This window comes from Chitinophaga fulva (assembly GCF_012927205.1).
Taxonomy (GTDB): Bacteria; Bacteroidota; Bacteroidia; order Chitinophagales; family Chitinophagaceae; genus Chitinophaga; species Chitinophaga fulva.
This window is the reverse complement of record NZ_JABBGC010000002.1, coordinates 1,380,128-1,402,511: the sequence shown is the minus strand read 5'-3', so window position 1 is coordinate 1,402,511 and position 22,384 is coordinate 1,380,128. Positions and strand designations below refer to the sequence as shown.

Annotated in this window: 18 protein-coding genes; 11 read left to right on the top strand and 7 right to left on the bottom strand. The window is 48.9% G+C overall.

Going from position 1 to position 22,384, the window contains the following annotated elements:
* Positions 1–22 precede the first annotated feature (22 nt).
* The 4 genes from HHL17_RS22225 to HHL17_RS22210 are packed head-to-tail and all read right to left on the bottom strand — an operon-like array spanning position 23 to position 2,884.
* Positions 23–1,165 (bottom strand): ABC transporter substrate-binding protein, encoded by a 1,143-nt coding sequence (locus HHL17_RS22225; protein ID WP_169226984.1) that lies wholly within the window; start codon positions 1,163–1,165, stop codon positions 23–25.
* Positions 1,166–1,176: 11 nt separating this feature from the next.
* Complete coding sequence (locus HHL17_RS22220; RefSeq protein WP_169226983.1) at positions 1,177–1,722, bottom strand: phage tail protein; 546 nt, start codon at positions 1,720–1,722, stop codon at positions 1,177–1,179.
* A 27-nt stretch (positions 1,723–1,749) separates the two neighbouring features.
* Positions 1,750–2,307: a phage tail protein gene (locus HHL17_RS22215; protein ID WP_206156121.1), complete on the bottom strand. Its 558-nt coding sequence runs from the start codon at positions 2,305–2,307 to the stop codon at positions 1,750–1,752.
* 19 nt (positions 2,308–2,326) lie between these two features.
* Positions 2,327–2,884: a phage tail protein gene (locus HHL17_RS22210; RefSeq protein WP_169226982.1), complete on the bottom strand. Its 558-nt coding sequence runs from the start codon at positions 2,882–2,884 to the stop codon at positions 2,327–2,329.
* A 169-nt stretch (positions 2,885–3,053) separates the two neighbouring features.
* Here HHL17_RS22210 and HHL17_RS22205 point away from each other — a divergent pair, with 169 nt between their 5' ends.
* Positions 3,054–3,902, top strand: a complete 849-nt coding sequence (locus HHL17_RS22205) for a bifunctional UDP-sugar hydrolase/5'-nucleotidase (protein ID WP_169226981.1) — start codon at positions 3,054–3,056, stop codon at positions 3,900–3,902.
* A gap of 235 nt (positions 3,903–4,137) precedes the next feature.
* Positions 4,138–4,656, top strand: a complete 519-nt coding sequence (locus HHL17_RS22200) for a hypothetical protein (RefSeq protein WP_169226980.1) — start codon at positions 4,138–4,140, stop codon at positions 4,654–4,656.
* A gap of 17 nt (positions 4,657–4,673) precedes the next feature.
* Here HHL17_RS22200 and HHL17_RS22195 read toward each other — a convergent pair whose 3' ends face one another.
* Positions 4,674–5,528, bottom strand: coding sequence for a hypothetical protein (locus tag HHL17_RS22195; protein WP_169226979.1), 855 nt, complete (start codon positions 5,526–5,528; stop codon positions 4,674–4,676).
* A gap of 43 nt (positions 5,529–5,571) precedes the next feature.
* Complete coding sequence (locus HHL17_RS22190; protein ID WP_169226978.1) at positions 5,572–6,438, bottom strand: hypothetical protein; 867 nt, start codon at positions 6,436–6,438, stop codon at positions 5,572–5,574.
* 300 nt (positions 6,439–6,738) lie between these two features.
* On the opposite strand from HHL17_RS22190, the gene HHL17_RS22185 reads away from it, so the two are divergent.
* The 8 genes from HHL17_RS22185 (at position 6,739) to HHL17_RS22150 (ending at position 18,905) form a co-directional block, all read left to right on the top strand.
* Entirely contained in the window at positions 6,739–7,290 is a 552-nt protein-coding gene (locus HHL17_RS22185) for an RNA polymerase sigma-70 factor (protein ID WP_169226977.1), read from the top strand.
* A gap of 50 nt (positions 7,291–7,340) precedes the next feature.
* Complete coding sequence (locus tag HHL17_RS22180; RefSeq protein WP_169226976.1) at positions 7,341–8,462, top strand: FecR family protein; 1,122 nt, start codon at positions 7,341–7,343, stop codon at positions 8,460–8,462.
* A gap of 80 nt (positions 8,463–8,542) precedes the next feature.
* Positions 8,543–12,202: a SusC/RagA family TonB-linked outer membrane protein gene (locus HHL17_RS22175; protein ID WP_169226975.1), complete on the top strand. Its 3,660-nt coding sequence runs from the start codon at positions 8,543–8,545 to the stop codon at positions 12,200–12,202.
* A 22-nt stretch (positions 12,203–12,224) separates the two neighbouring features.
* A complete protein-coding gene (locus HHL17_RS22170; RefSeq protein ID WP_169226974.1) occupies positions 12,225–13,709 on the top strand; it encodes a RagB/SusD family nutrient uptake outer membrane protein in 1,485 nt (494 codons plus the stop codon).
* Between the two features lie 28 nt (positions 13,710–13,737).
* Positions 13,738–14,562 (top strand): putative zinc-binding metallopeptidase, encoded by an 825-nt coding sequence (locus HHL17_RS22165; RefSeq protein ID WP_169226973.1) that lies wholly within the window; start codon positions 13,738–13,740, stop codon positions 14,560–14,562.
* Positions 14,563–14,598: 36 nt separating this feature from the next.
* The gene (locus HHL17_RS22160) at positions 14,599–16,710 is read left to right on the top strand and encodes a carboxy terminal-processing peptidase (RefSeq protein ID WP_169226972.1); all 2,112 of its coding nucleotides are present in this window, start codon (positions 14,599–14,601) and stop codon (positions 16,708–16,710) included.
* Positions 16,711–16,782: 72 nt separating this feature from the next.
* Positions 16,783–17,931, top strand: coding sequence for an AhpC/TSA family protein (locus HHL17_RS22155; protein ID WP_169226971.1), 1,149 nt, complete (start codon positions 16,783–16,785; stop codon positions 17,929–17,931).
* An 8-nt stretch (positions 17,932–17,939) separates the two neighbouring features.
* The gene (locus HHL17_RS22150; protein WP_169226970.1) at positions 17,940–18,905 is read left to right on the top strand and encodes a TlpA disulfide reductase family protein; all 966 of its coding nucleotides are present in this window, start codon (positions 17,940–17,942) and stop codon (positions 18,903–18,905) included.
* A gap of 382 nt (positions 18,906–19,287) precedes the next feature.
* Here HHL17_RS22150 and HHL17_RS22145 read toward each other — a convergent pair whose 3' ends face one another.
* The gene (locus HHL17_RS22145; protein WP_169226969.1) at positions 19,288–21,060 is read right to left on the bottom strand and encodes an ABC transporter ATP-binding protein; all 1,773 of its coding nucleotides are present in this window, start codon (positions 21,058–21,060) and stop codon (positions 19,288–19,290) included.
* A gap of 727 nt (positions 21,061–21,787) precedes the next feature.
* Here HHL17_RS22145 and HHL17_RS22140 point away from each other — a divergent pair.
* Positions 21,788–22,306: a UpxY family transcription antiterminator gene (locus tag HHL17_RS22140; RefSeq protein ID WP_169226968.1), complete on the top strand. Its 519-nt coding sequence runs from the start codon at positions 21,788–21,790 to the stop codon at positions 22,304–22,306.
* The last annotated feature ends 78 nt before the right edge of the window (positions 22,307–22,384 follow it).

Genomic DNA, 22,384 nt, shown 5'->3' with positions numbered 1-22,384 from the left:
TGGCGATTAGGCTGCGCTGCTATCAGGCGCAGAGATAGGTGTTGATCCAGCCGGAAGACGGTCCCTCCAGTTTCGTGTTCACTATTTCCTGCCAGGTGTGCGTGGTGTTGTCCACGCCTCCAAGTATTTCCGGTTGAAACGCGCTGTTCATTTGCACCAGCCAGGAGGGGCCCAGCATGTGATGGGTGGCTGCGTCCATATGCAGGGCACCGCGCGGGCTCTCCAGCTGTACTTCTTTCATCATCTCCAATATCTCTGCGGCGCGAAAGCGGTGCTGGTCTGCTGTTTTGAGTATTTGTTCCAGGATGATACCGGTGTCCCAGCCGTGCAGGGCGGCCAGACCCGCTTCCCGTCCGCTATGCTGTCTGAACTGCGTTTTGAAGCATTCATTGGCCGGGCTGTCCAGTACAGATACCCAGGGCACATACCCACGAAGCCGGAAAGGCAGCTCCAGTGGCCCGTGCATCATTGGTAAGGTCTCATCCAGCAGCATGGGGCTGCCATACAGTTGTAAATCGTTGATGCCTGACCGTTGCAGCTGCTGCAAAAAATGATAAGCCGGATCGCTATTGAAGAGTGACAGCAATGCCCGTGTTGCCGGATTATCGTTCAGGAAGGCCTGCAATGGTGCTGTATCGGATGCATCTGTTTTGAGCGGGCTGACATAGTTGTAGGTCAACTCGCCGCCGTTGTTCGTGTAGGCGTCCGATATAGCATGACAGTGGGAATACCCGCCATCATAGAAGGAGGTGCAAAAAGCTGCCTGTGCCGCCTGTGTGGCAGCATGCATGCCTGTCAGCCTGCAGTGAATAGTGCTGTTGAGTGTATGTGACAGCACTGCCGGATGGGGTTCCCAGCTATGCATGTATTTAGCGCCGCCATGTACCAGTATGATCAGCTTGTTGAGTGCCCGGGCGAGATCGGCAGTCTGCTTCAGTGTGGCCTGATCTGCATACAGCACGAGTATATCCACCTTTTCTTCCAGCAGCATCTTTTCCGCTTCCTGATGCACAACATTGGCATCAGTACCATATTTTATGTTGCTGCTGATCAGTGCCGTATTGGTCTGCCGGTATTGGAAATAAGCAGCCATGGCCGCCTGGAAATCGTGTTGCAGCAGCAGGTGAAAGGTGGATCCGGGTAAAAGTGTTCCTATCTTCATCATTACTTTCAGGGTCAGGGACGTGAAGGGAAATCTCCCTGATAACTGATGATATAATTCAATGCAAGAAAAGGCTGCATGTTTTCGAAGGCCTGGCCGCTACCGGTGTTTTGCAGCTGTATGGTTGTCTTCAATGGCCCCATGCGGAAGGTGCCGAATTTAGAAGTGCTGTACACCTGCTGCCCGGCAGTGATGGCCATGTTGGCATTGTCGGGTGATAACAACTGTCCCGGGTTTTCCCCCAGTACGGGTTGATACACGCTACCTGATATTTTGTGTACATGGGAAGGTAGTTGATTGCTCAGTAGGATCGTTTCCTCGCTACCAAGTTTTTGCCCTGGTACATAACTGTTGCCCGTCAGGTAGCCTGCATGAATAGCTGCTCTTCCCTGAAGGTCAGGCAACCCAAAATTTGATGTGCCATTGCCGCCATAGATATTACTCAGTAAGGCATACAGGGAGCTAAACTGTGCAATGGACAGTAGTCTCCCATCGCAAAAGAGCCAACCCCTGGGCTCAAATTGGCCGGCAAATAATCTTATTTCTCCGATATAAGGCATGAATAGTTGATATTGGCTGAGTGGACACTAGTTTCGTGATGGATAGATGCCTTCCAGTGCTATAAAAAACTGGATCCCCAGGTAGGGTTGCATATTATTGACAGCCGTGGCTGGACTACCATCATCAAGTTTTAGTGTATCCGGCATCTTAGCGGAAACACCTGTTCCCGCTGTACTGCTGTACAAGTTGCCCGCTGCTGCGGCACCGGCATAAGTTCCTACCGGGTTGTGTGTATTGTTGTTGTCGCCGGCAGGTAACGAAAGACGGTTATCCTGGACGGTATGGGTATGCGGTGGCAGGTTATTGGCGGTGAGCGTTACTTCCGTTACTCCGCCAGTCATCGCCAGTGTACGCGCATGTAAACCCGCTCCCTGTCCGGTGCCAATGGGCACCTTGCCCCGGAGGTTCGGTAACCCGAAGGTGGTCCTACCATCGCCTCCATATGTGGTGCCTAATAGCGAGAAAAGTGCGTTATTCTGTTGAATGGATAATAGTTGACCGGTACACTGCATATACCCTTTAGGGGTACCCGGGAATGCGGTCATAATGATATCTGCCAACTGCTGCTGGTAACTCTTTTGCATAGATCGCTGGAATAATTAATTAAAATTGAGGATATATGCCCTGTACAGCAATCACATAGGTCATACACAGGGAAGGCATCAGGTTGTCGACAGGATTATTACTGGTAATATTGGCGTCTGTCAAAAATGCACCTCCCTGAGGCGTTACCATATCGCTTACGTTCAGCTCCATCATTTTCTCATCCGCCTGGGCGCTATACCGGGGAGCACCGGCAGCGGCAGGCGCAGGATAAGCGGCGGTAGGAAACAGGATATTGGCGGTAGTGCCGGTTTTCATCCGGACATCACTGCTGGTGATAGCGTGTGTGTGATTGCTGATGTGAGCAGGCGTCAGTGCTTTGGTTGCGCTGCCGCTTGCTTCTCCTGGTATATAGTTGGTAGGGCCCATCACCACCCTGCCCTGGAGATTGGGCAAAGCAAAAGTGGTTTGGCCATTTCCACCATAAGTGGTACCGAGGAGTGAAAACAATTGCTGATTGTCAGCGATCTGAAGTTCCTGGCCATTGCATAATTCAAACCCGATAGGAGCATAATTGAAGGCTATAAGGAAAATCTCTCCTAAGAATGCCTCGTCCATAGTGTTGTAGATTTAGATAAAGGGATATGTTGGTCCGCGTCTGAAAAACCGCTGCAAAAATATCACATATTTTTTTTCAATCAATATTTATTTCAGGGGAAAATTCACAGGGAAAAATAACGGGAATGTATATATCTTAGCGGCAATTTCTTGCTGGTCCCTATAACATATGAACAACAACCGCCGCGCTTTTCTGCGCAATACCTCTCTGGCTACAGGTTTACTGCTGCTGCAACAACCATTCAGATCACTGGCTGCTACTGCCGGCAATGCGACCTACCTTCCCGGTAACAACCGCGAACTCATGATCTGGCATACCAATGATATGCACGGACAGATAGTAAACCTGCGCCCCTCCGGTGATCAGGGCATGTTGCTGGACGCCGGCGACTTCCTTGATGACACGGCTAACGTCAATGGGCATAGGGAAACGATAGATGCCATGAACCGCGCCGGCTACCACGCCGCTACCATCGGTAACCGAGAACTGGCAGGCGGACAGGCGGCACTGGCTGCACTGATGCCCCATATGCAATTTGCATTGGTCAACTGTAATTACCATTTCACAGATAAAACACTGGCGCGACAGGTATTGCCTTATAAAATCGTATATGCGGGATCGTTAAAAGTCGGTATCACCGGCGTAGGACCAGCATTGCCGGCCGATAGTGGCGTTGCGTTTCTGCCACCGGTACAAGCGGCCAATGATATGGCAATACGCCTGAAAAAGGAACACGGCTGCCACGTGGTGATATGCCTCTCGCACCTGGGGTGCCAACAACCGGAAGGCATCGCTGACAACCGCAACATCGCCACCGGCTCTACCCACATCGATTTTGTTATCGGTGGCCATCAACAAAAAACCATCCGCACAACAATGGTATTGCGCAATGCCAACCAACACGAAGTATATCTCAGTCAGGCCGGTGCTAACGGTGTCATGGCCGGCTTCATGAAAATGAAGTTTAATGAAGACCTCATGGGATGCGGTATCGAGCCGGGTTGTATCATGGCCTAAGCTAAACAATCAACGATAGTCTGTTGTTAAACAAGGCCATGGTCATATTCGGCAATACGTGATAAAAAGGCACAAGGGCAGTTGGGCCTGCGTTATGCTTTCTAAGGCTGCAATGAGATAGCGGTCAGAGGAAGCAGGGCACATCCATTTTAACGGATATTTATGATAAAATTAATGACGACAGGCAACAAGGGTCGGCACAAAAATGCGTATATTTATCCCCATAAACGATACCATGAAACAGTTGCTGTTAACCACCCTGATGTGGCTGTTTTCCCTTACCACCTTTGCCCAGCAAAAAACGAACCTGGCAAAACTATTGTTTGACGAAGCGCCCGCGAAAATATTGCAGGGCATTGCCAATGTGCGGGAAGGGAAGATGTATGATCTCACCAATATGATCTCTTATGGCATAGACAGTAAAGGGGGCCTCTTATTTGACCGCTATGCACCGCCACATATAGAGCTATTGGCTTACAATGATAAAGTGGCAGGATTTGCCTTCCGTATTTTGACCTATTCGGCCCAGCAGGAGATAAAAGAATACCTGGAGGACCATTACGCCCTGAAGCTGGCTGATTCATCCCGTTTGGGTAAACAGTACGGCTATACGGACAGTCAGGTGACCATTAAGTTCCAGACCGTACCGGAGGCTGAGTTTAAGCAGGGGAGAAACGGTTACCTCGATATAAAAACGAGAACGCTGACCAAAGCGATAGCCGTGCAGGAAGAACGATTTAAAAAGGCGCACTAGGTAGTGCGCCTTTTTTGTTATTTGTTCAGGTCAATGTATTTATAATGCGAAACGGAGCTACTCGCACCTGGGAAGCTGCCGAAAGTCTGCTGCCGAACGGTATCAGTAGCCGGCAGGTTTTTATCATTCATGGAGCGGCTATGAGCGAACTGGTATTGCAACTTACCTGTGGCGTCTGTTATAGTGGTGGTGTTGACCATGTTGGCTGAAAGCTGCTGAACGTTGGGTATATACTCGCGTAGCAGGTGTAAGCCGGTCATGGATTTGAAAATATTAGGCACATTGCTGTAAGTATGTTTATAAATACTGACAAGTTCCATCGCGAGGGTGCCCTGGTTGGTCATGTATGCCCTTTCTTCCACCACATTGTCTCCCTGCCAGGTGTATTCCCAGATTTTGTGGGCCCGTATATCCTCGTGTTTGAATACAACTTTTACAATCTTGTTGTTTTCGTATACCAGCGAATCATACCGTGTGTTGGCATATCCCGGCTCAAAGTAGCGCACGATCTGATTGTTGAGAAGGTGGGTTTCCGTAATCACTTTGGGAGTGCCTGTCAGCCCGAATTTCCGGGTCAGATTGACGATATTGTTCTTGTCATATCCCACCGTGTATTTGAAATAGAAGTCCATCGTTTCTCCCTGAAATGTCTCCCGGAAACTGAAAGTCTTATCAGGATTATAGGCGAACACGGTACTGTCTATGATGTTGGAAGCTTCGCCTTTGTCGTCAAGATGTACGCCGATGATTCCGGCAACCCGCCAGTCAGGTGTTTTAGGAACTTCGGGTGTAACGATGTCGTCTGATTTGTTGCCACTGCAGCTGGCAGCCATTAGTGCCAGTGCTGCCATACCAAGCCACACTTTTTTCATGTAGATAATGAGTAGTTTTTTGTTGTATATAAATTGGTTTCCGTTATTTTTTATTCAGGTCAATGTATTTTAACTGTGACACGCTATACAGCAGAGGGGTACCTGCAACAGCGTCCGTGTACCAGAGGCTGTCTATGGCCGGCAGGTTATTCTCGTTCATGGAATAAGTGCGGGCGTATTTATACAAAAGCTTGCCATCTATTGAATAAGCAGCGGTACTGCGACTGGTGTTGGCAGAAAGTTGCGCTATGCTGGGAGCGCCTCCCCACAGTAGTCCATAGGCCGCCGAAGCCAGGCCCATATTGGGCATATCGGTGTATTCTATTTTCGTAATGCCGCCCGGTTTCCAGCCTTCATCAGGAACGTAGATATAGGCTTTTATTTCCACAAGATTGCCATTGTCCCAGGTGTATTCCCACATTTTACTTCTTAAGGGTTGGTCATCGATGTGTACCGCTTTCACAATTTTATTGTTCTCGTACACTAAAGAATCATAGCGGGTTGTTTCAAATCCGGGTTTGAAGAAACGGACCAGCTGATTATTGACATACCGTGTTTCGTTGACAACCTCGGGAGTGCCCGTTTTACTATTTTGGTAAGTCATTTTGGTCACCTTCTGACGATCGTAAAAAGCATTGTACAGGGAGTAGCTGGCCCCGAAATTGTTCCGTGGGCCTCTGAATTCCTCGTGGGTATGGAGTGTCTTGTCCGGATTATAGGTCATGACTATGCTGTCGATAGTGCCCGGTTTTATCAGCGGGTTATTCCTGTACTCATAACGGATAACGGTTTCGGACAGATACCATTGAGGCGCCGGGGGAGGGTTGGGTGTAACATCGTCAGACTTACTACCGCTACAGCTGCTGGTGATGACAGCGCAAACTGCCATATTAAACCAAATTCGCTTCATAAGGGGATCATTGTGGGTTCTTATCTAGTGCAGATAGGTAATATCGGGCGCAAGTTAGGCTAACTTTTCAGATGTCCAAGAAAGGGTGGTAAATAAATTCCCTTTAAAATAAAAAAAATATGATTTCTCCTTCACCCTTTTTAGGAAGATGATTGCCTGATATAAATTATCATATACCAGGACCATAATAACAGGATTGTCGTCAGATTTTATGTGAATCGCAGCTAAAAGGAGATGATGGAAATAAATCCGGATTATTTTTTACTTTGTACGGCTAACAATGAACGCGCAAAGTGGCTTATGCATCGACCAGAATCAGGAGAGGCTGTTTCCTTTGAGGAACAGTTCAGGCAACACTATACATTTTTATGTATGGTAGCCTATTACATTGTGGAAGACGAGGATGCGGCCAGGGACGTGGTACAGGACTTTTTCCTGTACTGCTGGCATAAACGCCATATCATCCGGATCACACACGACTTTAAGAGTTATGCCGCCCGTGCGGTTAAAAATGCTTCACTGAATTATCTCCGGAAGTCCGGCAAAACGCAGCTGGAAGAAATTCATGTCATCGAGGAGCTGACCCGCTATTTCCCACTGGAAGACAAAGAAGAGGAAGAACAACGCAACAGGGCACTGTGGGCGGCGGTTTCCCGTTTGCCGGAACAGCGGCAGCGTATATTCCTCATGAGCAACCGTGATGGCCTTAGATACAAAGACATCGCGGCAGTCCTCGATATTTCGGTCAATACAGTGAAAACACAGATCAAACTGGCGTTGCAGTTTCTAAGAAAGGAATGTGGATGGATGGCGCGGATGGTGTCTTTTTTATTTTTTTTATCCCGCTGGTGAAAATGCCTTCACCCTTTTTTAAACATCGATTGCCTTAATGATAATCAGATATGAATTTAGATAACAACGAGCACGATATAGACTGGGAAAAGCTGATGGAGCGGCTGGAGAACGGGCAACTGCCTTCCGGTATGACCGACGCTGAAATGAAAGCGCTGGCCGCAGCCAGGGAAATGCAGGCCCGGCTGAAAGCTGGCAGCTTCTCAGCAGACGAGGGCTGGCAGCGGTTCACCGAAGCAAAAGACCAACGGAAAGGACGTATACGCGTATTGGTGAGAACAGCGCTGGCCGCAGCGGTAGTAATGGCCGCCGGCGCCGCCTGGTGGACATTCCGGGCTAAACAGCCGGTCATACAGCTGGCAAACGCCCAACCGGCGGAAAAAGTCATGCTCCGCCTGTCCGGCGGCCGTACAGTCACCCTCGGACAGGACACGCAACTGATACAAAACAATCCGATTGCCCGTATAAAAGCCAATACAGACCATCTCGAGTATGCAGCCGGCAGCGGTGAGGAACAGGTAACGGTCATGGACACACTGGATGTGCCCAGAGGCAGACAGTTCTCGCTCCGGCTGGCAGATGGCACCCAGGTATGGCTGAATGCCGCTTCCCGACTGGTTTTTCCGGCTGCCTTCCATGGCGCCACCCGGGAAGTGACGGTAGAAGGAGAAGCGTTCTTTGAAGTGGCACATCAGGCATCGCAGCCTTTTATCGTCCACGCCGGCAAAACCGCCATGAAAGTCCTCGGTACCGGGTTTAACGTCAACGCCTATGGGCAGGACCTGACAACGACGCTGGCCACCGGCAAACTGCTGGTAACGGCAGGGCAGGAGCAGCTGGTACTGCAACCGGATGAGCAGGCAGTGTTAAACCATCACGACGGCTCTCTGCAGAAAAAACCGGTGGAAGCACACATTTACACTGCCTGGAAAGACGGGGACCTGTTCTTTGAGGATGCGCCTTTACAGGATATTACCGCCAGCCTGGCACGCAGCTACGACTACAATTTTATATTCGACGATACCGACCTTAAGAAGATGAGTTTTACGATAGATATACGCCGGCCTGCGGCATTGCAGGATGTGCTCAACCAAATCACAAAAAGTATGCAGACGGTCCGTTTTGAAGTGGACGGCCGTACGGTACATGTAAAAAACAATAGTAAAAACTAAACGGCCGTAATACCGGCGATTGACAACAGGTATTTCAGCGACCAGTGGGTTGCTTCCTTAAACTTTAATATCAGACCAACATGAAAAAATTGCAGGGCCTGCCCTTCCTGCGAGGGGCCTTACTACGCTATGTCCGGAAGGTAAGTGTTTTGCTGTCGTTTTTCCTGCTGATGGCTACCCTTGCAGCCACAGCCCAGGAGGAGGAAGCTGCAGCCCGGGGCGTTCTTTCCCGCAAAGTATCCTACAAAGCTACCAATGCGCCTCTGAGCAGAGTGCTGAAAGATCTCCGGAAAAAACTGGATATACGTTTTACGTACAACAGTGAACTGATCAGCCGTCAGCCGGCAGTAACTGTCACCGTTGAACAGGGAAGCCTCGAAACACTGCTGAAGCAGCTCCTGAAAAACACCAGTCTGCATTTCAGCGTGGATATGGGCGGTATCACTATTTATGAAGATAAAACGGTCAATATTGCACCGGCAGACGTAAAAGTGACCGGCGTTGTAGTACGCGGCCAGGTAACAGACCCAAAGGGGGAGCCGCTTGGCGGCGTCAGTATTAAAGGGCTGGAATCAAAGGAGATGACGGTTACAAGAGCGGATGGAATTTTTATGATTGTGGCCAAACCCAATGAACAGATCAGCATGATGTTGTTGGGGATGAAGCCACTGGTTTACCGCGCCAACCCTAAGGAAACAGATATCATGAGATTCAAAATGGATACCATTGCCCGTGATATCCAGGAAGTGGTGGTGAATGGTTACCAGAAAATTGATCCCCGCTTATCTACCGGTTCCTATTATAAACTGAAGGCGGCGGATATTATTGAGCCGGGCCAACCCTCGGTGGACAGAATGCTACAGGGTAAAGTGCCGGGTATGATGGTGATCAACAATTCGGGCAGTGTGAACGCCAAACCCAATATGCGTATCCGTGGCACTTCCACCCTGATGGGCAATACGCAGCCACTATGGGTAATAGACGGAATGATACGTCCTGACCCGGTAGATGTCTCCAATGCACTGCTCAATAACCTGATGTCTCCTGGCAGCTCCGCGAATTTTGAACTGATGGGAAACGCCATCGGTGGCCTCAATCCATACGATATTGAAAGCATTACTTTTCTGAAGGATGCCGCCGCCACTGCCATCTATGGTACCCGCGCCGCCAATGGCGTAATCGTAGTGACCACAAAGAGAGGTAAGGAAGGGCCCATGCAGGTGTCCTATAACGCTAACTTCTCCTTTCAGGCACGGCCATCCTACAACAATATGAAACTGATGAATTCCCGGGAGAGGGTGATGTTTTCCAAACAGATGCAGGAAGATCACGTTTTGTACAACGAGCAGTATGCCGGCCTGGATGAAGAGCTGACCTATGAAGGATTGCTCAGGGCGCTGTATGCCAGGCATATTACAGAAGCGGAATTCAAAGAAAGAGTGGCCGCTATTGAAACGCGTAATACCGATTGGTTTAAGGTGTTGTTCCGGAATCAGCTGAGCATGCAACACTCCCTGAGCCTGAGCGGCGGCAATGCCAAGACCGTGTATTATGCATCCGCATCCTATTCCGGCAACAATGGTGCGGCCAAACAGGACGCCAACAAGATTTATTCGGCCAGCTTCAACCTGCGCTCACAGGTAACCCGCCGGCTTAGCCTGGATGTTTCGTTGCAGAGTAGCCACCGTAACGCCACCGGCTATTTCCAGGGCGTCAACCCGCTGACTTATGCCATACAGACCAGCCGCGTGTTCAGTCCCGATGACTATTATCCCATGCAGGCAACTTCAACTACCAGTCCCAATGTGCCCCTCAAATTTTATGGAACGCCCATACGCATGAATATTTTAAATGAAATTGCGCATTCCGAAAATACCTCTACCCAAAATTCCACCAGCCTGAACCTGAACCTGGACTACAAAATCGGAAAGGGACTTATCTTCCGTAATACTTCCAATGTGATTACTGATGGAGCAGACGGTTTTGCCGCGGCAGATGAACAGACTTTCTTTATTTCCAGTACACGGGGCTGGTCCTATGGTGATAAGCCGGAAGGACAGAAGATAAACTCCAGCAGCCTCCCCTATGGAGGTATGGCTTATATGCAGAACCAGCAAAGCCTCATCTGGGGACTGAGAAACAGCCTGGATTATACGAAAAGCTTTTTTGCGGAGCGGGACCAGTTCAATGTCAGTTTAGGTAATGAAATCCGAAGCGCGAAATATAATGGTAACATCATAACAGAACCTGGTTATTTTCCGGACCGTGGAAAAACATTTTCTCCTGCGGACCGCAGCCGTAAAGAGCTTTCCGAGCACCTGATCAACAGTGGGCTGGATAATTCGGTGTCCTACTACGGTACGGTTGCCTATAGCCTGATGAACCGCTATATATTCAGCGCCACCGTCAGGTCCGATGGCTCTAACCGGTTCGGTCAGTTTTCCAATTCCAGGTTTTTGCCAAACTTTAGTTTCTCCGGTCGTTGGAATGCAGCCATGGAAAGCTGGTTCCCCGCTACTACGTTGCTGACTGACTGGCAGGTACGGGCTTCCTACGGCACGCAGGGTAACGTGGTGACGGCAGTAGGTCCTAACCTGATCGCTACTTATGCCAGTCCTGACCAACGAGACGGATTAACAGGGTTGCCTGTCCTGAGAATCAAATCCCTGCCTTATCCCGATTTACGATGGGAAAAGACCTATCAATGGAATATCGGCACCAACTTCGCCTTGTTCGATAACCGCTTTCGCGTGGACATGTCGGTCTACGGCAAAAAATCAGTGGACGTACTCGACAACGTCCCGATCCCCTACGAATACGGTATGGACATCATGTACCGTAACGGTAGCACGCTGTACAATGCCGGATGGGATTTGTTGGTGGACATCAATGCCATCCGCCGGAAGAATACACAGCTTTCCTTTACGGTCACTACAGGTAAAGTGGTCAATCGTGTAGCCGATGGCGTTTTCCAGGGTGATTTCTTTTCTTACCTGACCGGCAGCGGACGCCTGACAGGGAAGCCTGTCAGCAGCTTTTACTCTTATCAGTACACAGGGCTTAATCCTGCTACCGGTGTTCCTATGATCGGTAAACTGGACCGCAAAGTGCCATCCAATAATCCCGATGATCTGCTGGTATATTCCGGACAGCTTTTTCCGGTGATAACAGGCTCTATTCAGCCGATGTTCCGGTATAAATCATTTTCGCTGTCTGCTTTGTTCTATGTAAGCCTGGGCAGCAGCAAACGGATGAATGATCCTTTCCGTTCATCAAAACTACTCAGCAACGGAGTGCCAGCGCCCAATACGAACGTGCCCACAGACTATCTTAACCGCTGGCGTAAACCAGGAGATGAGCAGTACACGGATTTCCCGGTGTTGAGGGATTTGGGAACAGAAGACCAGTTGCGTATTCCTTACGCGTATCCGGCAACTGCCGGAATCAATAACCAGAATTTGTCAGTAGACCCTTATGCTGCTTACAAATTCTCTGATTTGAGAACAGTTACCAATAATAACTACCTGCGGTGTAACGCTATCCGCTTAGGTTATGGCATACCTGCCAGCCGGCTGGCAAAGACCGGTGTAAAAAACCTGTCGCTGGCAGCGGGTGTCAACAATGTATTTACTATTGCCAATCGCAAGTTACAGGGACAGGACCCTGAGATAGATGGAGTAGGTACCAGTGCATTGCCGTTGAGCCGCCAGTATACACTGAGCGTAAATGCATCTTTTTAATTCAAACCGTTAAATGAGAGAGATGAAAAAATTACTGGTCATCATAATAGTGGCGTTGGGCTTGACATCTTGTAAGAAATTTTTACAGGAATACTCGCAAACAGATATCACTCCCAAATCTGCCCGCGATTTTGGAAGCCTGCTGTTTACAGAGGGCTATCCGACATTGAACGTGTTTTTGCAACCCTGGGCGATTTACCTGGATGACGATGTACAATGTTACAGCGGCCCGGTAGTGCAGGATCCTGGTCCTGCAGTAACAGCCGGTGTTTTCCAGTGGCAGCCCGATATGTACCGCCGGTTGGCTGCACAAGGCTATGGTTACAAAACCAATACCTGGGGCATCTACTATCGTCTTTTGCTGGGTGTTAACATAGCATTGGAGGGGCTTGATAAATCGATAGGAACGCAGGAAGAAAAGGAACTTTTGAAAGGAGAGGCCTATGCGCTGCGTGCTTTTTATCATTTTATGCTGGTGAACTTATATGCCAAACCATACAATGATTCCACTACCACGCCGGACAAAAGCCCGGGAATACCGATACGTACTTCCGGAGACCTGTCCGATGTTTTCCTTACACGCAACACGGTAAAGGAAGTGTATGACCGGATCACACTGGATCTCGACAGCGCTGTGTTCCTGTTAGATAAATACAAAAAGAACGTAGAACTTTTTCGTATATCCGCTCCCGCTACCCATCTGCTGGCCAGCAGGGTATATCTCTATATGGAAAACTGGGAAAAGTGTATCCAGCACGCTGATGCCGCACTGGCACAACGCGCGCAGTTAATGAATTTCAATACCTGGGGAGAGCCGGATACGGATAGCCGTCCGCTGGTGGGCATCCATAATGAAGAAACGCTTTTTGCCTACGGAGAACCGGAGGAACAGATCAGCATGCCTTATGGCAACAGCTATGAGGTGTCCTATAACCTGTATCATACTTTTGAAGACAATGATCTGCGTAAACAGGTTGCCATTAACCAGGTGCCGCCGTTTATGAAACAATTTCTCCCTGTTGAATTGGCACAGCTGAAAGTATACTCCACCTACAAATCAATGGGCAACCATCTTGCCAATGGCTGGCGTGTGGCTGAACTTTACCTTAATCGTGCAGAAGCCTATATACAGCTTTATAAAACCAAAGGGGACGCAGGGGCCGCCGCAGAAGCATTGAAAAGTCTGAATATGCTCCGCTCTTATCGCATAGACATGGCAACCTTCAAGGCATGGGACATTAAACCTGCCGCTGAACTGCTGCGTATGTGCCGGGAAGAACGCCGCAGAGAACTCTTCCGGGAAGAGCTGCATCGCTGGTTTGATCTCAGAAGATATGGCATGCCGGCCATTGAACATATCTATACGCCTAACGAGACTACCGTGCAGGTCTTTCGCCTGGAGGCCCGCGACCCGATGTACGTGATGCCGATACCGGATGATGTGTTGAACCGTAATCCTGCACTAACGCAAAATCCGCTGTATTCCGGCGCACGCATGCCGAAATAGTATTTCCTAACGTTTAATGTGACTACCGATGAGAAGATATTACCTGCTCCTGGCTTTTATCCTGACTGTATTGATGGCCTGCCGTAAAGAAGCGGTGCCGACATCGCCGGTCGAAGTGCCTGGCTATACGCTGCCACAGGGCAATCATAGTTATGACGATTCTATTGTTCAATTCTACCGGAAATACAACTGTTATATCCTGTACCGGTTCTCCCATACAGATTTCGCCTACAACTATACCAGCATGAGAGAAGACAGTGCCTTTAATGCCAACCCGGTTTACATAGGCAACACGCTTCGTTTCGTGTATGATCAGTTGATCCTGCAATACCCGGAATCGTTCCTGCAAAAAACACTGCCCTTCAAAATACTGCTGGCCTCCTATATAGGCAGCGGCCCGAAACGGGATGCTGCCGGCTTTGCCAGCACTATCAGTACGCTGACCGTTGGCTGGGCAGACAGCACCTTGCTGAATAAAACGCCGGCAGAAACCAAACAGCTGCGTGGCCTGCTGCACCGGTTTTATATGGAGCGCGCTTACAGGGTTAAAAGTATTGATATTCCCATGGCGTTCCTGGAACTGGCTCCTTATGACTATACTTCATCCAATCAGGGAAACAAATACAGTATGGGTATTATCGGTAACATTACCGGACAGCCCATGAATGCTGTAACAGACTTCCTCGATTACATAGAAGCGATTACCTCCCGCAGCAAATCTGAGCTGGAAGCCACTTTGTTTAGTCCCGCTGTGGACACGAGAGGGCTGATTAAAAGAAAGTATGAAATTGTCGTTAATTACTTTGCCAACAACTTCGGAACAGATCTGCAGGCTATTGGTAACAGGCCTTGATGCTGCTATTTACACGATATCCATTAATCGATTTACATGAAACTACTATTTCGTAAAAATAATCCATGGCTGCTCATGGCCTGCGCGCTGTCTGCCGGCTATTCAGCCAACGCCCAGGCGCCGGCTGATACTACCGCCTGGCCTGCTTACCGCAAAGACGTGATGGCAGCCGTCTTCAATAAAATCAATAAAAGCCATTTTGCTCCCAGGCAGCTGGATGATGCTTACGCTGCCGATGTATGGAAGCGCTATATTGCCACACTGGACCCCAACCGGTGCATCTTTTTACAGGAAGATATCAAACGCCTGTCGGCCTTTCAATCCACTATTGATGATGAAATAAAAATATCCGGTACCGGTTTTTTTGATGCTGCGTTTGCCATCTATACCCAACGGGCACACGAAGTACAGGTATTGTGTGAAGAAACACTCGCCAGGCCCTTTGATTTTAAGGTGAAGGAAACGGTACAGGCTGAACGAAAAAATGCACCTTACCCGGCGGGTAAAGCGGAACAGGCCGAACTGTGGCGTAAACTGCTCAAATTCTATACGCTCCGCAACTACATGGAGATGCAGGATTCAGCTGCCAAAGGAAAACCGGACCCGGCGCTGGAAGTTAAAGCGCGCGAAAAGGTAGGGAAATGGTACGCTGATTTTTTCCGCCAGAATGTCCGCAGCCAGGCGGTAAACGATAAGTTCTTCCAGTACATCGCCGATGCCACCCTCGAAGTAGATCCGCATACGATGTATACCGCGCCACAGGTGCTGACGCTTAACGATATGCTCAATAAACGTTATTTCGGTCTGGGTATTGAACTGGGAGTAAAGGAGGCCGATTTTTTTGTGAAACGGATGTTGCCCGGTGGTTCTGCCTATCGCAGCGGTGAAGTAAAGGAAAATGACCTTATCCTTGCTATCTCTGACCATCAGGGCCAGATGAAAGAAGTGGCGGGAGTACCACCTACAGAAGTAGCGGCCATGATCCGTGGTGAAAAAGGTACACCCGTAAAGCTGCGCCTGAAGCAGCCCGGCGCCCAGCCGCGTAATGTGACAGTTACCCGGGAGGAAATCATTGACAAAGAGAACAGGGCCAAAAGCGCCGTGATAGAGCGTGATGGTAAACGCTTCGGATATATCTGGCTGCCGGTATTTTATACTGATGATACACCCACCAAACAAAATGGCGCCTGCAACGACGTGGTGCGTGAAGTGGAAAAACTAAAACAGGAAGAAGTAGAGGGTATCGTGATGGACTTGCGCGGCAATGGCGGCGGTGCTCTCGACGAAGTGGTAAGAATGGGTTACTGCTTCGTACCGGAAGGGCCTATGAGCTGGCTCCGTGGCAAAGACAAGGTGGACCGCTACAATTCACCAGCCACACCACCACTCTATGAGGGACCGCTTACTGTATTGGTAGATGAAGGCAGTGCTTCTGCATCTGAAATCTTCGCGGCTGCCATGCAGGACCGCAGGCGTGCGCTGGTCATCGGTACCAGTTCCACTTTTGGAAAAGGGACGGCGCAGACCAATGTCAACCTCGGGAAAATGGGAGATCCGGCCAAAGGCACCGCTGATGTCAGCTACGGCAGCATGCGCCTGACAGTGCAGAAATTCTACCGTGTTACCGGAGAATCCACCCAGCTCAAAGGAGTACGGCCTGACATTGTCCTGCAGGACAGGATGAGCCGGGAGTCCGTCATGGAAAAGGACTATCCTTCCGCGATGGCCTGCGATACCATGAAGCTGTTACCGTTTACCCGCGAGACCTTCACTTTTGATTATAACAAGGTGGTTGAAAATGCCCGTAAAAGGGTGACAAAAGAATCTGCCTTTACCGCTGTGGCAACCGGTACCCAACAACTGGAGCAACTCAATAGTGGCCTTGTGGCGCTGGACCTGCCGTCTTTCTACCAGCGCTATACGCAAATGGCACGGTTGGAACAAAATATAAAAGATACGAAGGAGGGAGCTGGCGCTGATACACTTCGTGTATCCCTGCCCGTTGACCGGTCGGTCCACCCATCGCTGCTGAAGCCGGATAACAGTCCCACTACTATAGACTTCCTGCATAAAACAGCAAAGGACATCTACCTGGCTGAAACGGTAAAAATCATGGAAGACATGGTTGATAATAAAATATCCAAATAATCAAATTAAAAAATTGTTATCAGGCTTCACCCTTTCCGCCATTCAGGGTGCCTGATATAAAACGAATCCATCATGAAAAAAATACTCTTTTCCTTATTGCTGAGCGCAGGGGCATATGGTGCCTTTGCACAGGAGGTAGTAATCACAGCCAAACTGGACAAGGCGCCTAACGATACGCTGGTACAGCTGCTGGAACCCTATACCGGCGAATTTGACACGGTACGGGTGGTTAATCACGGCTTTACCATTAAAAGGCCGATGCCGAAGGGTGGAAGTATTTACGTGCTGATGATAGGCAATCAGGGGGAAAAGGGCGCTACACTTCTCTACCTGGAAAGCGGAAAAATACATATCTCCGGCAAAGGGCCATATTTTCAGAATGCTACCTATAGCGGAGATGTTTGGGTAAAAGAATGGCAGGAAATGATGGCGCTCATGGACCCTGAAAAAGGAGACCCTAAAAAGCAGAATGATTTAATGGAAAGCATCAATAAGGCGATGAAAGTAGGGGATGAAGATGCTGCCGAAAAATATGGAAAAGAATACCAGGTGGTAACAGACCGCCTGCAGCAATCCTACCGTAACTGGATTACCAAACATCCCAACTCCGGCGTTTCTGCTTATGCGGCCACCGTCTTTTTCAACGGGAAAAAAGAGTTTGATGAAATCCTGGCCGGACTGGGGGAACATGCCATCGCATCCCGTATTATGCAGCGCCGTCTTCATCCCGGAACAATAGATCCGTCTCCGATGTCCGTTAAATTCGGTGAACCTGGTGAAGCACAAGGCCCGCTCGGTAAAGTGAAAATCGGTGATATGGCGCCTGCTTTCAGCGTGCCTGATGCCAACGGAAAAATGGTGTCCCTGGCTGATTTTAAAGGGAAATATGTATTCCTGGACTTCTGGGCCAGCTGGTGTGGTCCCTGCAAACCACAGATCCCTTACCTGAAAGCGGCCAACGATAAATACAAAGGCAAGAACTTCTCTATGATAGCTGTCTCCCTGGACTCCAAAAAAGAAGCGTGGGAAAAGGCAGTGGAGAAACATGGTATCAACTGGACCAACGTATGCAGCATGAAAGGCTGGGCTGATGAAACCATTGCGTCCTACGGCGCCAGCTACATTCCTTTTAATGTGCTGATCGGGCCAGACGGTAAAGTTCTCGCTATGGGCCTTTACGGAGAAGATGTAGAGAAAAAACTCGCTGAAATCATCAAATAACCTATCCTATGAAATACATCCCGCTACTGGTTCTATGGCTGTTGCCCCTGTTCAGTTTTGCCGGTGACGGCTTCGTCATCCGTGGCAAAATAACAGGCGTCACCAATGGTAGTGTGGCTGTTCTGGAACGTACCGGGGAGAGTGTTGCAGACTGGCCCCGTGTACGTATCGAGAACGGACAGTTCACCTACTCCGGTAAAATAGACCACCCGCGACTGGTATGGCTGAAAGTAAGTACCAAAAGAGTAGAGGTGTTCCTCGAAAATGCAGACTATACAGTTGAATGCAGTTTTGATTCCCTCGCTGGCAGTAGCGTAAAAGGAGGGAAGTACAACGATCAATGGTATCAGTACACCTCCAGTGGCATGCTGCCAATGAAGTACTTCGCGGAACATCCACAGCAGGAGATTGCGCCCTGGATTGCCCACCGTTACGCCGTAAAGTACGATGAAGCTAAGACCGCTTATGCACAGTTGACACCGGAGGGGAAAAATACCCTGGAAGGGAAAGCGCTGGCAGAACGGATCGAAACCTTCAGAAAGATCGAAGCCCGCTCACCGCTGCCGGCATTCAGGACAGAAGACCCTACTGGTAAAACAGTTGTGCTGAACGACCTGAAAGGCAAGGTAGTGGTGCTGGACTTCTGGGCTTCATGGTGCGCTCCCTGCCGCGCTTATGTGCCGACGTTGCGGGAACACTACAACCGTTATAAGGACAAAGGCGTGGTGTTTGTGAGCGTATCTGTAGATGATGACAAAGACAAATGGAAAAAAGCCATGGACGAGCTGCACATGGAATGGATACAGGTACTCGCTGATGGTGGTTTCAAAGAAGAAACAGGTGTGCGGAAGCTGTTTAATATCACCGGTATCCCGCATCTGCTGATCGTCGATAAAGATGGCCGTATTGTAATATCCATGGACTATTACCAGCGGCAGAATTTTGACGCTGTGATGGAGAAGTTAATACAGTAATTAGTGATCAACCCATATGCAGAGGCTGGCCCCAAAAGGGCTGGCCTCTTTGCTTTTTATAGCGTTATGGCATGGGGATTATTCGCGTTCCACGATTCCCGATTCCGATTTCCCCGGGCTGGAAGCCCGGGGCTAAGATGTTGTTCAAATCCGGAAGGCTTAACGGTTTCTAGTGAAATGAATGGCCATTGCGGCCCTAATATCTTATAGCCTGGAACTTCTGTCCTGGAGAGAGATAATTCTTCGTTTTAATCGGAACCATCCATCCTTCCGGATTTGAACAACATCTTAGCCCAGGGCTTCAGCCCTGGGGACGCGAACGCGAACGCGAACGCAAACGGCAATACGAATACGAACGCGAATACGAATGATAATATTATGGTTATTGAATAAACTGCATCTCACAGAGTGTTTTATATAAACCTTCTTCGTTGCTGATCAGTTCATGATGGGTGCCTTCTTCCACAATAGCACCTTTATCAATAACGATGATTTTGTCGGCCTGCCGGATGGTGGCGAGGCGGTGGGCGATGACGATAGCGGTGCGTCCTTCCATGAGTTTGTTCAGTGCGTCCTGTACCAGTTTCTCCGATTCTGCGTCCAGTGCGGAAGTGGCTTCGTCGAGGATAAGGATGCGGGGCGCTTTGAGCACGGCGCGGGCGATGGCAATACGTTGGCGCTGTCCGCCGGAGAGCTGTATGCCGCGTTCACCCACGAGTGTTTGTAATCCTTGCGGCATCCGTTGAATGAATTCCCAGGCGTTGGCTTTCTGCGCAGCAGCGATGATCTCCGCTTCTGTAGCATCCTGTTTGCCGTAGGCAATGTTTTCTGCGATGGTGCCGCCAAACAGGAATACGTCCTGCGGTACGGTGGCAATCTGCGAACGGAGCGCAGATAGTGGAATACTGCTGCTGTCTTTCTGATCAAAAAGTATATGCCCTCCCGTAGGATCGTATATACGTAACAGTAAAGAAACGATGGTGCTTTTACCTGCGCCGCTGGGACCAATTAAGGCGATTGTCTGGTTGGCCTGTGCCTGAAAGGAAAGGTTTTTCAGTACTGGCGTGTCTTCGCGGCCGGGGTAACGGAACGATACATGGCGGAAACTGATATAGCCATGCAAGATATGCTCCGGTGCCAGCTGTGTGACCGGTGCCAGTGGTTCTGCGGGTTCATCGAGGATGGCGAAGAGGTTTTCGGTAGCGCCGAAACTTTTCTGCAGGGAAGCATATACTTCCGCTAATCCACCGATAGAGCTGCCAATAAAGACGGAGTATAATACAAAGGAGAACAGCTGGCCTGTATCCAGGCCGATGAGGGCACCCCGCCAGATAACCGCTACCAGGGCTCCAAAGATGCCGGCCACGACAAAAGAGGAGAGGGCTGCCCGGTATTTACCATTCTGTATACCGAAGTTGGCCGCTTCGTTGGTTTTTTCCCGGTAGCGCTTCATCTCCATGAATTCACTGGCAAATGCTTTTACGCTGAAGATACCCTGTAGTGTCTCTTCCACGATGGTGCCGGAAGCAGCTACCTGGTCCTGCACCTTCCGCGAAAATTGCCGGATGAAACGGCCGAAAACAACGGCGACCAGCACCATGACCGGCATAATGGCCAGCATGAAAATGGTGAGGTGGATGGAGGTCAGCATCAGAAAAATGATGCCGCCAATAATGATCACCAACTGCCGTATAAACTCAGCGATGGTATTGGTGAATGTTTCCTGCAACAGGGAAATGTCTGCGGATATTCTGCTGTTCAGTTCTCCTACCCGGCGGGTGAGGAAAAACTGCATAGGAAGTTGTACCAGGTGATTATAGACTGTCTGTCGCAGGGTTGCCAGTGTTCTTTCTGCCACTTTTACAAAAATTAATGTTCTGAAAAATGAACTGATAGCTTGTATAGTTAGGAGTGCTATTAAACAAATGCCTGCTTCATGTATCGCGTCAGTGGTCTGTGGTTGTTTGCTGGCATTGATCAGGCGCCCCAATAATTCAGGAAAGGCAAGGCCGGCCAGGCTGGTCGTGATCAGGAAAAGCATGCCCGCTGTAAATAGGGCGCGGTGAGGCCGTAATAACTGCAACATGCGTAGCATTCGTTTAGGCCTGACAGTAACACGGCCGCCATTGTTGATGGTTGTTGAGGGGGATTGCATGGACTAATTTTGGATGGCTATAAAAAGGGTTTTAAGGTGCGTTGGCAATAGCATGATTTATGCTGCTGCAACAAAACTTCGGTGGCGTAAGATTTAGCAGCCAACGGCAAGTTAAATATAAAATGATTTACAGCAATGGAAAAAAGTTTGAAAAAAATCGTCAGTCGTACTGATGATATTAAATGATTGTTAACAACAGTGTTCCGGATGTAATGCCTTACTGTGGAAGGTTTTCCATGCACCCTTTTACTGAATTCACATTTCACCGGGCTGAGTCTTATGGAGGTATTGTTTTTTTTTATTGCGTCTATATCGCACCTGATAATTTTTTTTGCTGAATAAAATATGTTTGCTAAATTCGGGCCACTGATAAGGACGATAGAAGTGTTAATTATTGTACAACGATAAAAAAAGTAGTTAACGGACCCTCAAATAATCAAATTTTCCTTAAATGTTTTCAATGACTAAGACAAGGGATTAAGCATTAAGCACAAACTAATACTATCCGGAAAATTCTGAGACATCCATGGTGGTGTTTTATGTTAACTTAATTAAGTCGTTTAAACAACTATTTTATTTTTTTTATGTAATGTGAAGGATCTGGATTCACGATAGCGACAGCTATGCCCGCGATTGAGCCACAAGGCTTCAAAAAAGGGTGTGTGGGCCATGTCTGGAAAAAGGAAAAGCCTATTGCGTTATTAGTATCCTTTAGAAAATACCCTCAATGAGCATTTCCGTTAATGGCTGGTATGTGGTGTATACCAAGCCCCGTCACGAAAAAAAGGTTGCCGCTTTTTTGTCAACTTTGAATATTGTCAACTTTTTACCTACAGCCAGAATTTTACGCGTGTGGAAAGACCGAAAGAAATACATCGACGCTCCTTTATTTCCTTCTTACCTCTTCATTTATCTGGAGGACCTGGAGACCTATTACAAGGTGCTGAGCCTGGAGGCCGTGCTATACTATGTAAAGACAGGAAAGGAGGTGGTTAAAGTGAAAGAAGACGTGATACATAGCATCCGGCTGATTACCCAGCAGCCGAATAACATCGATATTGAGGTGTCGGATGATTATTTTCAGCCCGGAAAACAACTCATGATCAAAGATGGAATGTTATGCGGTCTCGTTTGTGAAGTGGTGGAAGTGAAAGGAGAACAGAAGTTTCTGGTGAGGGTTAACATGCTGCAGAAGAATATTCTGGTTGCCGTATCTGCTGAATACCTCGATTCTATTGCTGTGTAAGCGGCCGGTCATTGTTATGTTTAACGTGCATGGTCAGCATGGAAACCCTGGCTCGTCCAAATTCAGCAGGAAGGCTCC

Bases quoted from the DNA above. Each gene is read 5' to 3' on its own strand.
- HHL17_RS22225 (WP_169226984.1), bottom strand. From the start codon at position 1,165: ATGATGAAGATAGGAACACTTTTACCCGGATCCACCTTTCACCTGCTG.
- HHL17_RS22220 (WP_169226983.1), bottom strand. From the start codon at position 1,722: ATGCCTTATATCGGAGAAATAAGATTATTTGCCGGCCAATTTGAGCCC.
- HHL17_RS22215 (WP_206156121.1), bottom strand. From the start codon at position 2,307: ATGCAAAAGAGTTACCAGCAGCAGTTGGCAGATATCATTATGACCGCA.
- HHL17_RS22210 (WP_169226982.1), bottom strand. From the start codon at position 2,884: ATGGACGAGGCATTCTTAGGAGAGATTTTCCTTATAGCCTTCAATTAT.
- HHL17_RS22205 (WP_169226981.1), top strand. From the start codon at position 3,054: ATGAACAACAACCGCCGCGCTTTTCTGCGCAATACCTCTCTGGCTACA.
- HHL17_RS22200 (WP_169226980.1), top strand. From the start codon at position 4,138: ATGAAACAGTTGCTGTTAACCACCCTGATGTGGCTGTTTTCCCTTACC.
- HHL17_RS22195 (WP_169226979.1), bottom strand. From the start codon at position 5,528: ATGAAAAAAGTGTGGCTTGGTATGGCAGCACTGGCACTAATGGCTGCC.
- HHL17_RS22190 (WP_169226978.1), bottom strand. From the start codon at position 6,438: ATGAAGCGAATTTGGTTTAATATGGCAGTTTGCGCTGTCATCACCAGC.
- HHL17_RS22185 (WP_169226977.1), top strand. From the start codon at position 6,739: ATGCATCGACCAGAATCAGGAGAGGCTGTTTCCTTTGAGGAACAGTTC.
- HHL17_RS22180 (WP_169226976.1), top strand. From the start codon at position 7,341: ATGAATTTAGATAACAACGAGCACGATATAGACTGGGAAAAGCTGATG.
- HHL17_RS22175 (WP_169226975.1), top strand. From the start codon at position 8,543: ATGAAAAAATTGCAGGGCCTGCCCTTCCTGCGAGGGGCCTTACTACGC.
- HHL17_RS22170 (WP_169226974.1), top strand. From the start codon at position 12,225: ATGAAAAAATTACTGGTCATCATAATAGTGGCGTTGGGCTTGACATCT.
- HHL17_RS22165 (WP_169226973.1), top strand. From the start codon at position 13,738: ATGAGAAGATATTACCTGCTCCTGGCTTTTATCCTGACTGTATTGATG.
- HHL17_RS22160 (WP_169226972.1), top strand. From the start codon at position 14,599: ATGAAACTACTATTTCGTAAAAATAATCCATGGCTGCTCATGGCCTGC.
- HHL17_RS22155 (WP_169226971.1), top strand. From the start codon at position 16,783: ATGAAAAAAATACTCTTTTCCTTATTGCTGAGCGCAGGGGCATATGGT.
- HHL17_RS22150 (WP_169226970.1), top strand. From the start codon at position 17,940: ATGAAATACATCCCGCTACTGGTTCTATGGCTGTTGCCCCTGTTCAGT.
- HHL17_RS22145 (WP_169226969.1), bottom strand. From the start codon at position 21,060: ATGCAATCCCCCTCAACAACCATCAACAATGGCGGCCGTGTTACTGTC.
- HHL17_RS22140 (WP_169226968.1), top strand. From the start codon at position 21,788: ATGAGCATTTCCGTTAATGGCTGGTATGTGGTGTATACCAAGCCCCGT.